At 36.8% G+C, this 14,598-nt stretch carries 14 protein-coding genes; 7 read left to right on the forward strand and 7 right to left on the reverse strand.

All coding sequences use genetic code 11. The features are described 5' to 3' along the window. Positions 1-3 precede the first annotated feature (3 nt). The 4 genes from ACFQ13_RS02845 to ACFQ13_RS02860 are packed head-to-tail and all read left to right on the forward strand — an operon-like array spanning position 4 to position 6,228. Positions 4-1,128 carry a DegT/DnrJ/EryC1/StrS family aminotransferase gene (locus ACFQ13_RS02845; RefSeq protein ID WP_386113785.1) on the forward strand — a complete coding sequence of 375 codons (1,125 nt, stop codon included), beginning with the start codon at positions 4-6 and terminating at the stop codon, positions 1,126-1,128. Further along, a complete protein-coding gene (locus tag ACFQ13_RS02850; RefSeq protein ID WP_386113786.1) occupies positions 1,125-3,026 on the forward strand; it encodes a polysaccharide biosynthesis protein in 1,902 nt (633 codons plus the stop codon). The genes ACFQ13_RS02845 and ACFQ13_RS02850 overlap by 4 nt, the downstream gene beginning before the upstream one ends. 30 nt (positions 3,027-3,056) lie before the next feature. Next, on the forward strand, positions 3,057-3,833 hold the full coding sequence (locus ACFQ13_RS02855; RefSeq protein WP_386113789.1) for a polysaccharide biosynthesis/export family protein: 777 nt from the start codon (positions 3,057-3,059) through the stop codon (positions 3,831-3,833). 25 nt (positions 3,834-3,858) lie between these two features. Then, positions 3,859-6,228, forward strand: coding sequence for a GumC family protein (locus ACFQ13_RS02860; protein ID WP_386113792.1), 2,370 nt, complete (start codon positions 3,859-3,861; stop codon positions 6,226-6,228). Positions 6,229-6,307: 79 nt separating this feature from the next. Here ACFQ13_RS02860 and ACFQ13_RS02865 read toward each other — a convergent pair whose 3' ends face one another. Continuing rightward, entirely contained in the window at positions 6,308-7,489 is a 1,182-nt protein-coding gene (locus ACFQ13_RS02865; protein ID WP_386113794.1) for a proline dehydrogenase family protein, read from the reverse strand. Positions 7,490-7,589: 100 nt separating this feature from the next. Here ACFQ13_RS02865 and aroB point away from each other — a divergent pair, with 100 nt between their 5' ends. Continuing rightward, positions 7,590-8,660, forward strand: coding sequence for a 3-dehydroquinate synthase (gene aroB / locus ACFQ13_RS02870; protein ID WP_386113796.1), 1,071 nt, complete (start codon positions 7,590-7,592; stop codon positions 8,658-8,660). Here the strand turns inward: aroB and ACFQ13_RS02875 are convergent. The 3 genes from ACFQ13_RS02875 to ACFQ13_RS02885 all read right to left on the reverse strand — a co-directional run bounded on the left by ACFQ13_RS02875 (position 8,657) and on the right by ACFQ13_RS02885 (position 10,941). Next, positions 8,657-9,175: a DinB family protein gene (locus ACFQ13_RS02875; protein WP_386113797.1), complete on the reverse strand. Its 519-nt coding sequence runs from the start codon at positions 9,173-9,175 to the stop codon at positions 8,657-8,659. The two genes, aroB and ACFQ13_RS02875, sit on opposite strands and share 4 nt — an antisense overlap. A 69-nt stretch (positions 9,176-9,244) precedes the next feature. After that, a complete protein-coding gene (locus tag ACFQ13_RS02880; RefSeq protein ID WP_114310510.1) occupies positions 9,245-9,724 on the reverse strand; it encodes an Lrp/AsnC family transcriptional regulator in 480 nt (159 codons plus the stop codon). 74 nt (positions 9,725-9,798) lie between these two features. Next, positions 9,799-10,941 (reverse strand): M14 family zinc carboxypeptidase, encoded by a 1,143-nt coding sequence (locus ACFQ13_RS02885; protein WP_386113800.1) that lies wholly within the window; start codon positions 10,939-10,941, stop codon positions 9,799-9,801. Positions 10,942-11,244: 303 nt separating this feature from the next. Between ACFQ13_RS02885 and ACFQ13_RS02890 the strand changes: the two genes are divergently transcribed. Together ACFQ13_RS02890 and ACFQ13_RS02895 are read left to right on the forward strand one after the other, a co-directional pair. Then, a complete protein-coding gene (locus ACFQ13_RS02890) occupies positions 11,245-11,667 on the forward strand; it encodes a helix-turn-helix domain-containing protein (RefSeq protein ID WP_386113802.1) in 423 nt (140 codons plus the stop codon). 40 nt (positions 11,668-11,707) lie between these two features. After that, a complete protein-coding gene (locus ACFQ13_RS02895) occupies positions 11,708-12,094 on the forward strand; it encodes a hypothetical protein (protein WP_386113804.1) in 387 nt (128 codons plus the stop codon). A 126-nt stretch (positions 12,095-12,220) separates the two neighbouring features. Here the strand turns inward: ACFQ13_RS02895 and ACFQ13_RS02900 are convergent, their stop codons facing one another. The 3 genes from ACFQ13_RS02900 to ACFQ13_RS02910 form a co-directional block, all read right to left on the reverse strand. Next, positions 12,221-13,102 (reverse strand): hypothetical protein, encoded by an 882-nt coding sequence (locus ACFQ13_RS02900; protein WP_386113806.1) that lies wholly within the window; start codon positions 13,100-13,102, stop codon positions 12,221-12,223. A gap of 8 nt (positions 13,103-13,110) precedes the next feature. Then, positions 13,111-13,821 (reverse strand): hypothetical protein, encoded by a 711-nt coding sequence (locus ACFQ13_RS02905; RefSeq protein ID WP_386113808.1) that lies wholly within the window; start codon positions 13,819-13,821, stop codon positions 13,111-13,113. 215 nt (positions 13,822-14,036) lie between these two features. Further along, the gene (locus tag ACFQ13_RS02910) at positions 14,037-14,579 is read right to left on the reverse strand and encodes a DUF4287 domain-containing protein (RefSeq protein ID WP_386113810.1); all 543 of its coding nucleotides are present in this window, start codon (positions 14,577-14,579) and stop codon (positions 14,037-14,039) included. Between the last annotated feature and the right edge of the window lie 19 nt (positions 14,580-14,598).

Consider the following 14,598-nt stretch of genomic DNA (forward strand, 5'->3'; position numbering starts at 1 on the left):
TTTATGAAACCTAAAATTTGGTTGTCTTCCCCACATATGAGCGGTAACGAGCTTAGCTACATCCAAGACGCTTTTGATGCGAATTGGGTAGCGCCTTTAGGTCCAAATGTAAATGGCTTTGAAAATGATTTAACCACTTATTTACAGGAAGAACGTCATGTTGCCGCATTAGCTTCTGGCACTGCCGCCCTACATCTTAGCTTAATTCTTTTAGGTGTTGGACAAGGTGATGAGGTCATATGCCAAAGTAAAACCTTCTCCGCCTCAGCAAATCCTATTATATATCAAGGTGCAACACCCGTTTTTGTGGATAGCGAGGAAGAGACTTGGAATATGTGTCCAGAACAACTAGAACGTGCTATACACGATAGAATCACCAAAGGAAAGACACCAAAAGCCATCATTGCCGTCCACCTATATGGTATGCCTTATAAAGCTGATGAGATTAATACTATAGCCTCAAAATACAACATCCCCGTTATTGAAGACAGTGCTGAAGCATTAGGAAGCCTATACAAAGGACAGCATTGTGGTACTTTAGGGGATTTCTCAGTGTTATCCTTTAACGGCAACAAGATTATAACCACTTCTGGAGGTGGTGCATTGGTGGTCTCTACTTCAGCATTAAAAGAAAAAGCTATTTTCTTGGCGACGCAAGCCCGAGATCAGGCGCCTTATTATTTGCATTCTGAAATTGGCTATAATTACAGAATGTCCAATATCGTAGCAGGAATTGGTCGCGGACAAATGACCGTTTTAGATCAGCATGTAGAACAACGACGTGCTAATTACAACCATTACCGCGAAGCTTTTAAAGCACACGCTCAAATAACATTCTTAAAAGAACCCGAAGGAATGACCTCTAACCGCTGGCTAACCTGTATCCTTTTAGACAACGAAACCACAAGAGAAGGTTTAAGACAAGCCTTAGAACATGAAAACATAGAATCGAGACCCTTATGGAAACCGATGCACCAACAACCTGTTTTTAAAGCATATCCCCATTATTTAAATGGAGTTTCTGATGCTTTATTCCAACGTGGCCTTTGCCTACCAAGTGGTTCTAACTTAACAGAAGAAGAACTTAACCGTGTTACAAGCACGGTACATGCTTATTTTAAAACATGATTGATAAACTATTAAATAAGATATCGAAAAAATACGCCTCTAAATGGCTGGTGCTCAGTTTTGACATTTGCATTGTCATTGGGTCGTTTTTCATTGCTTATTTAATACGTTTTAATTTTCAAATCGATTTTGACGTCATCACCTTGTTGAGTCAAATTCCGTATGTCGCTGTTGTTGCAGCTATTAGCTTTTTAGCGGTGGGCTCTTACAAAGGCGTAGTCCGTTTTACAGGCTTCAAAGATATTTTAAACATCATTATTGGTACCAATATCTTAGCAACCCTATTGATATGTTTCACGTTTTTAAGTCGAAAAACCCTTGGATCGGATAGTATCTTTAACATCTCCGGATCCATCATTTACATTCATTTGTTGCTGAATATGCTCTGTCTTATGGGCGCCAAACTCTTTATAAAGTCAGTCTACATCAACATTACACAAGATATTCGTTCTGGGTCTAACGTTTTAATCTATGGCGCTGGAAATTCAGGAATGATTACCTATGATGCCATAGAAAATGATACCAAAAGCAGACTTAAAGTTGTAGGATTTATTGACGATGACGAACGTAAAGTTGGAAAAAAAATAAATCTCCTTAACGTCTACGACTTAGAATCTTTAACCCCTAAGCTAGTTGCTAGATTAGATGTTGAAGATGTGATTATTTCCATGCAGAACATAGATTCTACGCACCTGCTTCAAATCACCGAGAAGCTTTTCGCCTTAGATCTAAAAGTAAAGATCGTCCCTCCTGTTCAGAGTTGGATTAATGGCGATTTAAGTGTAGGGCAAATCAAGGAGGTTAAGATTGAAGACTTATTGGGCCGTGATCCGATCAACATTAAAAATCCAGATTTAGAATCACAATACAATAATAAAGTCATCCTAATTACCGGAGCAGCAGGCTCTATAGGAAGTGAAATCTGTCGTAAAATAAGCTTATACAATTACAGCACCTTAATATTAATTGATAACGCAGAATCTGCACTTTATGACATTCAGCAGGAATTTAAACTGCAGGGACTAAAAAACATAAAGGCCATAGTTGCCGATGTAAGAAACCGCAACCGCATTGATCAGATCTTTTTAGAACACAAGCCCAATGTTATTTTCCATGCGGCCGCTTACAAACACGTCCCATTAATGGAAAGCACACCTTTTGAAGCCGTGAGCGTTAATATTGGTGGCACTAAAAATGTAGCTGATATTGCTGTAAAACATAAGGTTGAAAAATTTGTTTTAATCTCTACGGACAAAGCTGTAAACCCAACTAATGTTATGGGCGCGACTAAACGTATTGCTGAACTTTATGTAAGTTGCTTAAAAGACAAAGGCGAAACCCGATTTATTACCACCCGATTTGGTAATGTTTTAGGCTCTAACGGCTCTGTAATCCCATTATTTAAAAAGCAAATTGAGAAAGGCGGTCCCTTAACCGTGACCCACAAAGATATTACCCGTTATTTTATGACCATTCCTGAAGCCTGCCAATTGGTTTTAGAAGCTGCAGCAATGGGAGACGGAGGAGAAATTTTTGTTTTTGATATGGGAACTCCCATCAAGATTTTCAATCTCGCTACAAATATGATTACGCTATCCGGCCTACGTTATCCTGAAGATATTGACATTAAAATTACAGGTTTAAGACCAGGAGAAAAAATCTACGAAGAGCTATTAGCCGATGGGGAGCACACTAAGAAAACTTACCATCACAAAATAATGATTGCAAAAACGAAACAATTTGATATCGAATGCATTGAATCGAAAATTAATCAACTTTCAGCGATTAAAACATGTACACAGCCTCTAGATATTGTATCTTCGATAAAGCGACTTATTCCTGAATATATATCTAATAATTCGGCCTATGAAATTTTAGATCCGCATAACAACCAGTAATCACGCTACTAATTAATACCAAATCTAAATATGAAAACACGTTTTCTCACACTCGCCATCCTATCTTGCTTTATACTCTCCTCTTGTGGGTCGCGTAAAAAGTTAATCTATTTTCAAGATGAGTCTTATACTGAATTCAAAATGCCTTCAGAGCCTGTAGAGCTCACCTATAAGCCCGATGATATTTTAACAATTAACGTTTCGGCCTTAGACCCAAACACCGTGCGTCCTTTTAATTTACCGGTCGTGTCTAACAATACTTTAGACGTCACCACCGCACAAGGCGCCCTTCAACAGCAATCGTATTTGGTGGATTATAACGGAAATATAGAGTTCCCTGTCCTAGGAACTTTAAAAGTTGAAGGCCTCACCCGAACCGAATTAACAAATTTATTGGTAGATGAAATCAAAAAAATGGCCAATGATCCTATTGTGAATGTCCGACTTGCCAATTTCACCATTACCGTACTTGGCGAGGTGGCCTCCCCTGGAACATTTACCATGCAAGACGAAAGAGTCACACTTTTAGAAGCTCTAGGCTACGCCAATGACCTTACCATATTCGGAAAGCGTAAAAATGTAAAACTAATACGGGAAGTTAATGGTATAAAAAAATTCTCTACTATTGATTTAACCTCGAGTAACGCCGTTAATGCGCCACATTACTACCTTCAGCAAAACGATGTTATTTATGTAGAACCTAACAATGCCCGTATTAGATCGTCTACATACAACCAAAACAACAGTGTCTTAATCTCCGCCATAGGAACCTTAACCACTGTGATCGCCGTATTCTTAATTAAATAAAATCTGTTTACAAATTTTAAGTGCTATGCAATCAAACAGTATGACCTCTATAAAAGAATTAAAAAAAATACTGAACCTCTATCTCAGTAAATGGAAATTTATTTCTTTTTTCGTTATTATCGCTTTGGCGTTAGCATACACGCATTTAAGATATACAACGTCTAAATATAAAGCGACGGCAACCATTAAGATAAAGGGCGATAAAGAATCTCAAAAACTCCCTAGTCTTGCCGAACTTAGCGGTAGCAGCTTACTCTCCGGGAGTTCTAATCAACTTAAGGATGAAATTGAAGTTTTAACCTCAAGAACCTTAATCGCTAACATCGTTAAGAACTTAGACCTCAACATCACTTATTTTGAACAAGGAAAAATTAAAGAGCAAGAGATCTACAACAACCCTCCTATTAAGTTGAATTTTTTCGCACATGATTCTGTTATACAACAAGTAGACACTACACTCTATATAAAAATAAAATCGGCTTCTAAATTTTTAATGTTTGAAGACGACGGGAATTCTTTAATTGACCGTGATGAAAGTTTAGGCAAATCTTACGCTTTTGGAGACCGTATAAAAACAGGTTTTGGCGGTATGGTTATTATTCCAAACACCGGGAAACACCAACCTAAAATAGGGAGCAACCTCCGAATATCTATTAAATCAGTATCGTCACTCTTAAGCAAATACCAATCTAATTTAACTGTTAGCACGAGTGATGAGTCTAGCGTTGTAAAACTAACCTTGGAAGACAATATCCCTAAAAGAGCCATGGACATTCTTAACCAAATGGTAAAAGAATATAACCGTGATGTTATTACGGATAAAGAAGAAGTGGTTAAAGTCACTTCAGATTTTATCAATAACCGTTTAGAAATTGTGTTTAAAGAACTCGAGGAAGTCGATTTCTCTGCAGAACAACTTCAGAAACGTAATAATTTAACCGCTTTAGGCTCTCAAGCCGATATCTATTTACAAAGTGAGAGACAAAATGAATCTCAAATTAACAACACCACCAACAACATACAACTCATTGATTATATGCAACAGGAGCTTGAAGAGAAGAACAAAAACTCTGATCTTTTACCTTCTAATATCGGCTTGTCTGATGGCAATATAAATCAAGTGACGCGAAGCCATAATGAATTGGTGGCTGAGCGCGATAAACTTTTAAAAAATTCTTCAGAAAGCAATCCAGTAGTGGTTAATTTGAACAATCAGATTAATACCTTAAAGGAAAATTTATCGAATTCATTAGAGAACATGAAACGTTCTAATGAAATTACGCTTGCCAATCTAAATCGTGAAGATGCCAGAATACGTGGTCAGTTGTACTCCACACCAACAAAACAACGACAACTTAGAGACATTGAACGCCAGCAGAGTATTAAAGAATCGCTTTACTTATATCTACTAGAAAAACGAGAAGAGTCTGCCATAACCCTGGGCATGTTTACGCCAAGCGCCAAAATTGTGGATACCGCTTACTCCACGTACATTCCGGTATACCCGAATAAAATGTTTACCTATTTGGCCGCGTTTATCATTGGACTCATTATTCCTGTTGGGTTTATTTACGTTAGAGATTTATTAGACACCAAAATCTATGATAAAGATGATCTCACCAACATCTTAGACGTTCCGTATCTTGGTGACATTCCGAAAACAAGTAAAAAACGTAAATTAATCTCTAAAGTCGATTACTCTCCCAAAGCAGAGGCCTTTAGAATTATTCGCTCGAATATTGATTTCTTACTGAGCGAATCTAAAACCGGCGCTAAAAAAATATTCATTACCTCGACCAAGGCTCAAGAAGGGAAATCGCACACGAGCACTAACTTAGCGAAATCAATTTCTTTTTCAGACAAACGTGTGCTCCTCATAGAAATGGACATCAGAGTGCCTAAAATTATGCAGTATCTCAATGAAAAACCAACTTCAAAAATTGGATTATCAGACTATATTGCAGATCCTACCATTAAGCCCTCACAAATTATAAACCCTATAAAAGACAATTCGTACTTAGATGTGATTCCTTCAGGAACCATCCCTCCTAACCCTTCGGAACTTTTAATGAGCGAACGTGTTAAAGACCTGTTCGATTATTTTGACGATAAATACGATTATATCCTTGTAGATACTTCGGCTGTAGGCTTAGTGAGCGACACCTTACTTATCTCTAATTATGCCGATCTGTTTGTCTATGTGGTTGGTGCTGATAATGTAGACAAACGCCAACTTGTTGCTGTGGCTAAACCGCTCTATGAAGACAAGAGACTCCCTAAAATGACCATGCTTTTAAACGGTACTAATTTCCATAAGAAAGGCTACGGTTATGGTTATGGCTACGGAAACAACCCGCACAAAAATAAAAAATGGTATCAATTTGGTAAGGCTTAATCCTTAGAACCCCATACTAAAAACTAAAAAAGCCACTCATATACTAGTGGCTTTTTATTATTATGATTTAACTTTAATCTCAGTTCTGAGTCGCTTTTCGTCTTCGCTTCTCTGTTTTTAATAAATTCAGTTCTCTGCTCGTTTGTCCTGAAACGGAGGTATTTTCCTCTGCACGACGTATTAAATAAGGCATCACATCTTTTACAGGACCAAATGGAATATACTTTGCAACATTATAACCCTGAGCAGCAAGATTAAAACTGATATGATCACTCATACCATACAATTGCCCAAACCAAACATTATTATCTTGCTTAGAGATCTTTAAACTCTCCATAAGCTCCATCGCCAAATAACAACTCGCTTCATTATGAGTTCCAATAAAGACTGAAATATCATTGAGGTGGTTAAAAATATAATTAAGAGTACCGTTAAAATTATCATCGGTAACCTTTTTGTTTTCACAGATTGGAGAATCGTAACCTTTTTCAAGCGCACGTTCACGCTCCTTTTCCATATAAGCACCACGTACCACCTTCATTCCAATTTTGAAACCTTCTTTCTTAGCACGTTCATGCAATCCTTTAAGGTAATCAAAGCGATCCCAACGATACAACTGTAGTGTATTATAAACGATAGTTACATCTTTATTATAACGACGCATCATTTCTTCAACCAGGTCGTCTGCAGCATCTTGCATCCAACTTTCCTCTCCATCAATTAAAACCTCGACATCCTTAGCTTTTGCTAATTTACAAACCTGATCAAAACGGTCTACAATACGCTCCCATTCCGCTTGTTCTTCAGCAGTAAACGCTACACCTTCTGTCTTTTTCTGATACAGAAAGAAACGTCCAAATCCAGTCGGTTTAAAAACCACAATAGGCATGGCTTCACGTTCATCACAGAAATTGATAATTTTTAGAATTTTCTCTAAAGCATTATCAAACTGATTTTCTTCCGCTTTTCCTTCTACAGAATAATCTAACACCGAACTTACCCCTTCCGTATACAAGCGATCTATAACCGGCAAACAATCTTCCTCACTCACGCCACCGCAAAAATGATCGAAAACAGTTGCTCTTATAAGCTTCTCTACCGGCAGGTGCGCCTTTAAAGCAAAATTTGTGGCTACAGTGCCAATACGAACCAAAGGCTCAGAAGAAATCATTTTAAATAAAAAGTAGGCACGCTCTAATTCAGAATCTGATTTTAGAGTAAAAGCTGTCCCTGTGTTCTCAAAAAGTGAACGATCTATCATTAGCTTAAATTATGTTGCTGCAAATATATTTATTATAGTTTTACTTTTTTTTCTAAAAAGGAAGTATTTTCACATCCTATTTCTGATTATAATTTTTACCATGGATTCAATTACCACTCAAAACGCCGTTGTTCATTTTAATTCTGATGTTTATTCAGCATTAAATGGCTATATAAAAGACACGCAACCTTCAATTATCTTTGTGTTAGTAGACAGCAACACACACGATTATTGCTTGCCAAAATTCCTAGAACGCCTAGAAAATGGCGATATAACAGTTGAGGTTATGGAAATGCCTGATGGCGAAGAACACAAAACCATAGACATCTGCTCTGGAGTTTGGGGCGCTTTATCTGAATATCATGCTGACCGAAAAAGCCTTTTAATTAATTTAGGCGGTGGTGTGGTTACCGATTTAGGCGGATTTGTTGCAAGTACCTACATGCGTGGTATAAGCTATATTAACATCCCAACGTCCTTATTAGCGATGGTTGATGCCTCTGTTGGCGGAAAAACCGGAGTGGACTTAGGCGCACTTAAAAACCAAGTTGGCGTTATTAATGAAGGTGAAATGGTAGGGATTGACACCTCTTTTTTAGATACTTTACCTCAAAAAGAAATGGTTTCTGGCTTTGCTGAAATGCTTAAACACGGCTTAATTTACAGTCAAAGTTACTGGCACACGCTAACCCATTTAGAAAACTTAGACCTTTCAGATTTAGACCGATTAATACATGAATCTGTTGTGATTAAAAACGAGGTAGTCACCTCTGACCCTACAGAACAAGGCTTAAGAAAGATCTTAAATTTCGGGCATACTTTAGGCCACGCTATTGAAAGCTACTTCTTAGAGCATCCTGAAAAAACAGCGTTACTTCACGGTGAAGCTATTGCGTTGGGAATGATCTTAGAATCCTACTTATCGACTAAAGTTTGCGATTTAAACCCTTCCGAATTAGACGAGATCAATGAAGGCATTTTAAAGACTTTTACTAAGGTAGAGATCACCAAACAAGACCAAGAACACATCATAGAACTCCTTATACACGATAAGAAAAACAGCCATGGCGTTGTTAAATTTGTATTATTAGAAGCTATTGGTAAACCTAAAATAGACTGCGTTGTGAGCAATGCGTTAATCCTAGAAGCCTTTGAATATTACAACCGCTAGAGGTAACGTTCCTCTATAATTCGGTTGTGGTGATTTTCGTGCCCTAAGATAATAAACCCTAGAGCTCTTACTGATATTGGAAAGCCTGACGCCTCACCAACGCGGAGGTTTGCAGCGTCATCAAAGGACGAAAACAAGGCAATACTCGCTTGTCGTACCGCTGAATACTCAGCGCATAAACTCTCCATTGAACGCTCATTGGCTTTTCCATGAACCACAAAATCATCTTGTTCAAAGCCGGCTAATGCTGTTTTATCGCCTCTAGAAATGCGCAGCGCACGGTAAGCTAAAATCCGTTCGGTATCTATTATATGCAATAAAACATCTTTAATCGTCCACTTATCTTTAGCATACGCATAGTTATGCTTGTCTTCAGGAAGCTGCTTATAAAAGTTTAAGATGACTAAGTGTTGGGTTTTTAAACCTTCTACAATCCCCAAAGCGGGATCTACTTGATCAATATAGATTTGGTAAAAGTTATGGTATTCTGAAGGTAATAATGTGGTACGCGTCATAAGATATAGTTATAAAAAAAGCCCTAAGTAAAATTACAAAGGGCTTAAGGTATTTATTATTTTGATAGATTACAACTCATTAAATATTGTATGCATCAATCTTTTCTTGTCATTAAGACTTTCTTCAAGAGAAATCATCGTTTCCGTACGGTATACGCCTTCAATATCATCTAACATAAAGATAATATCCTTTGCATGCATGGTATCTTTAGCTCTAATTTTACAGAAAATATTGAATTTGCCCGTTGTAATATGCGCTACAGTTACATAAGGAATCTCATGGATACGCTCTAAAACAAATTTAGTTTGTGAGGTATTCTGAAGGAAAACGCCAACATAAGCGATAAATGAATAATCTAATTTTTGATAGTTTAAGGTTAAGGATGACCCCATTATAATTCCAGCCTCTTCCATTTTTTTAACACGTACGTGTACGGTACCTGCTGAAATTAACAGTTTCTTTGCTATATCTGTAAATGGAATTCGGGTATTATCAATCAACATATCTAGAATTTGGTGATCAACCTCATCTAATTTAAATTTTGCCATAATCATATAATATTTAAAGTAAATGCAAAATTAAGACATTTCAGTTAACGATTGTGCATTTTAAATGAATAATTTTAAGGTTTTAATGATATTCTTTCATTATTCAACATTACGAAATCGATTTCGGAACCTATAGTTATCTCAGAATTATCAGAATCCTTGATAAAACCACCCTGAGCGTCTATTTCGCGATGCCCAAATTGCCCTTCTAAAGTCGCTATACGCACCACCACCGGAATAAAATGTAACTCGCGATCGATAAGAACCTCTTTATATTGTATAGCCACATCGACTAAAGCCTTCTCATCAGCGCGCTTTACATTACGTATAATCACATCATTAAAGCACTTACCGTTCTCCGGAATATTAAAATACGCCATATACGCCTCCGTATCCATACCTTGCGCAACAACCGCTATACCTTTTAAAATAGCCGTAAACATTAAACGTCTCACCTCTTCCCTTTCATAATCATCAGGGTAATGTCCGGCTTCATATAATAAGGTCGGTACACCAAAATTCTGAAACGTATCACCGACGCAATTCAAATTAAAACCATCATCATAACGTCCTACACCTTCTGGAATCCCTTCTTGCAACACGCTATTAATCTCCGCTATAATAGCCATAGCTGCTTTTCTATTGGATGTTAAGTGGCGTTCTGGGTCTTGCGCTGGCGATAAAAATGACAATGTCGCTATTTTATTTGTTTCTCCTGCACTAAAAATGGTACGCTGACCATGCAGATTAAAACAATAATCGGGCTGTTCTTGAGTATATATTTGACGTAAAATTTGACTTTCTGGCTGGGTGAGGTCTTGGGCATCTCTGTTTAAATCGACCGTATTTGCATTAACTCTTGTAAAGCGTTCGGCACCATCTGGATTTAAAATAGGGATCACTACTAAGGTACATTGTTCTAAAATTTCGGTGGCCAAAGCATGGTCGTTTTCAAACAAATTAAAGCAATCAAAAAGAGCTTTTGTAGAGGTAGATTCGTTCCCATGCATTTGCGACCATAGCAAAATTTTGATCGGACCTTGTCCATATTTCACACTATAAATTGGTCGGTTTTCTACAGAATATCCAAGCACAGAAACGGCTGGTTTCGCCAAGGAATCGAGACTCGATTTGATATGAGAATTGGTAATAAAACGTCCGTGTAAATTACTGTTTTTTACTTGATGGTATAAGCTATTGAAATTATCTAGTGTCATATGTAAATTTTATTGGTTACAAATGTAATCATTTGATACTTTACAATTGTAAACAACGAAATGCTATTCTTTTGTTACAACGGTAAACAGCTTCTTCTGCTTTAAAACGAAAAACAAGCCTAGAGATAAGGCTAAAAACAATTAATTTTTAAATTAAAATTTAAAATACTGTTATTCAGTAATTTAAATTCATTTACCGAAGTATTACTTTACATTGTTTTTCAAGGTTTTAAAGTTTATCTAGGTCATATTCTCCGTTTTGTTTACATTTGTACCATAAGTTTTACTTTACAATTGTATACAATGATAAACTCTGCGGAATTTACAGGTCGACTGCAAAAAGTCATCGATTATTACAACGAATCAGCCTCTAGCTTTGCCGAAAAAATTGGTGTGCAACGCTCTAGTATTTCACACATTTTATCAGGACGAAACAAGCCGAGTTTAGACTTTGTTATGAAGGTCCTAAACAGTTACCCTGAGGTAGAATTATATTGGCTTCTTAACGGGAAAGGAAATTTTCCTCACCACCCTATTGACGACCAAACACCGCCACCAAAAATTTCAGAAGCTCCAAAAAAATCGCCTTCTGAAAATGGCAGTCAAATTCTAATTCCGACCGAAGCGGAAAACGAAAATCAGATTACACCTCCACCTTCAGATTCCGAGATTGAAAAAATTGTGATCTTTTACAAGAACGGTACTTTTAAAAGTTACAAGCCTTAATTTTCATTGAAGGATTGATTACCTTTGGCAAAAGTTTATCATGAAACAAATTTTAGTTCTTCTTAGCCTTGCCCTCCTAACGAGTTGTTATTCTAATCAGCGCGACTGCACAGATTTTAAAACTGGAACTTTTGAATTTACCTACACCATCGACGGCACTGAACACACCAGTCGATTTAAAAGAACAGACACTTTAAATATTGATTACCATGAAGGCCATGCGGATTCCTCGTCCGTACGTTGGATTAACGATTGTGAGTTTATCTTAAAAAAACTACACCCAACAACAAATGCCGAAAAAGAAGCGATACACATGAAGATTTTGTCTACATCTAAGGATTCATACGTTTTTGAATATAAACGCGCTGTAAAGCGTCCTAATCGACCGACACGCGTTGAGAAAGGTGTAGCCAAGAAAGTGGACTAAATAATATTTAGATTTTTTGAACGCTTTTAGAATGTTTGCTTTTTCTGTAGAAGGAAACCGATTTCTTTTTTAAAGGGAGTTAAGAAAACTTACTGCGTTTTTATTTCTGAAGCCATCCACTTTAATTTACCCTTGCGTTTTAGCGTCGCAATTTATTTTCTTTATGGCGTATTGAAATTCTAACACTTTTAAATTCCAAAGTGTTAAGGTTTGTACCGCCTTTACATTTTCATATTCAGAACTGACCACGAGTTTATCTTTAAACGATTTGATAAATTTTGTCCATAAGTTTCCCTTGGCGTCTTTCAGCAGAAAATAAAAACCAGGATCTCCAATGGTTTGTCCTGAGGAATTTAAAATAAGTTCACCGTTTTTACCAACCTTGGGTTCTAAGATTACCGTGGCACTTCCGTTAGGCAAAGGAAAAATAGCTTTTATACACGGCTGTCCGTTGGGAATTGTACAAACTTCATAAATGCCAGAATACACTACTTGCCCGGAAGCCTTAAATGTCCTTAACCAAATGGTTCGTTTTACGGCCTTGTTATTTTTGTCTAACAAATGAATGATCTCACTACTTAAAACGCTTGAAGCTTTGGTGTTATTCATCGGAATGTTTAACTGCTCAATCCGATTACTGAATAAAAATTTTAAGACATATCCAAATACTTTAAAGAGCGGATTCCATTTTACTTTTAAATCAAACTTATAATTACTGGTATTTTCGTAAAAGTCAATAACATCTTTAGATAAGTGTTTTAACGCTGATTCTGTTAAATGGAGTTGACCAATGGAATTCAGTAAACCTTTATCAATTTGTTTCTTATCCATAATTAAGCCTTCGTGCTGTGCTAACTGCTTAATAAACCTTAGACCTATTCCGTTGCTATCTCCAAAAGGTCCCAATAACCAAGGCTCATCTTCTGGTTGGATTCTCTTTCCGAATAGAATGACCCATTGTTGCGTAATCCAATCTTGAAGGTTTTGTTTGAAAGCAGCAATTCCCATTGGTTAATTTATTTGTTTTTAAGATTTGGGATGTAATTTTCTTTTCCGTTCCAAAATCCAAATTCAGAAACAGGCTTAAAACGCAAAGTTGTAAATTCAAAATGAAAATCTTTGCGTGCTCGTTCTTTCATGGCGTCTGCATGTCTTTTCGGTTTTGGCATCGCACTGTGTCCATGAACCATATTGGTCATTTCTTTTTCAGTCTTCCAAATTGAAAACGTCGATACGGTATTAGGCCAACGAATTGAAGCGAGTGACATTAAGGTTCCGGAATGGTCTCTCACTAATTTCTCTACAGGTCTTCCCCAGCGCAAAAATCTTGGAATCGCTAAAGGTTTCATTCTCGCAATGGTAACCGCAACCACAGGAGACGATTCGTTGTCTAATTCTGCTTTTTGCATCGGAATTTTATAGCCGCTTATTTTTCCCCATTCGCGCATAAAGGCTAAGCGCACATGCCAACCTTTAGCTAGGGTTTGACCAAATTTTTCGGTTTCGAGGTAAGTTTCAAAAGCAGCCTCGTTTTCCCATTGCGCAAAAATAGCAACTTGCTGTATAAGAAATCGTGACCTTGAGATTATTGGAGAACCTAAAGTCATCGCTGTCATATATTCTGAATGAATAAGGCCTTTGGTCTTTTTGTGTATTGGAGAAGCAATTAATCCTTTTAGCGCCAAGTGATATGGTAGCCTAACAAGATGATAGGTGAATATAGACATTAAAAATTGTTGATTTTAATTTTCATCCAAAATAAGAGATTTAAGATAAAATCGCTCCGCTTTTCACCTTATAAATTTAATCTTATCTGAACAAGAAACGGCTATTCAGATTACATAGATTAAGGGGTATTTCAATTTTTATTTAGTTTTTAAAGCCACAACGCGCCCTGCTTATGCCGCTCTGATATTATAGCACTTTTTTTATTGCTACAAGTTTATATAGATTTCTCATACGCTTCCCTAATCCAACTTTTTAATTCCTCATTCACTTCTTCCAGATTTGATAAGCGCACTCTATGCGTACACATAGCACCAAAAGGTCCAGAATTTTCAAGTCGCTCTGTGGTGGGCTTATCTTTTAATTTAAATCCTAAATCAATTCTTGTTTTAGTGGCTGGCTTAATTAAAATAAATTGTCGTTTTCTTATAATACTTACACTGCCTTTTTTTGGCGTAATGCTAATATCTTCACCTAAGGACTTTACAAAACTTATGAGTGCGTTATAAATAGGAATTAGACTTTCTTTTCCCTTATACTGGTTTTCAACAAGGTCTTCTGATGTATGCTGTTCGTCTTTGGAAAGTGTTACAATGGTATTTGCAAATCCGTGTGTCACCTTATACTCGGTTTTCAGATAATTAACCGCTTCTGAATGTTTAGCGAAAGCCTTTTCTTTTAAGAGAATTTTCCATTCCGCTAAGGATTTACCTGTTTTTTCAGGCATATTATCAATCATTGTTTTTAGTGCTTTATCCATAAGACGATTGGTTTACTAT

This window comes from Winogradskyella rapida, from assembly GCF_042675845.1.
Classification (GTDB): Bacteria; Bacteroidota; Bacteroidia; order Flavobacteriales; family Flavobacteriaceae; genus Winogradskyella; species Winogradskyella rapida.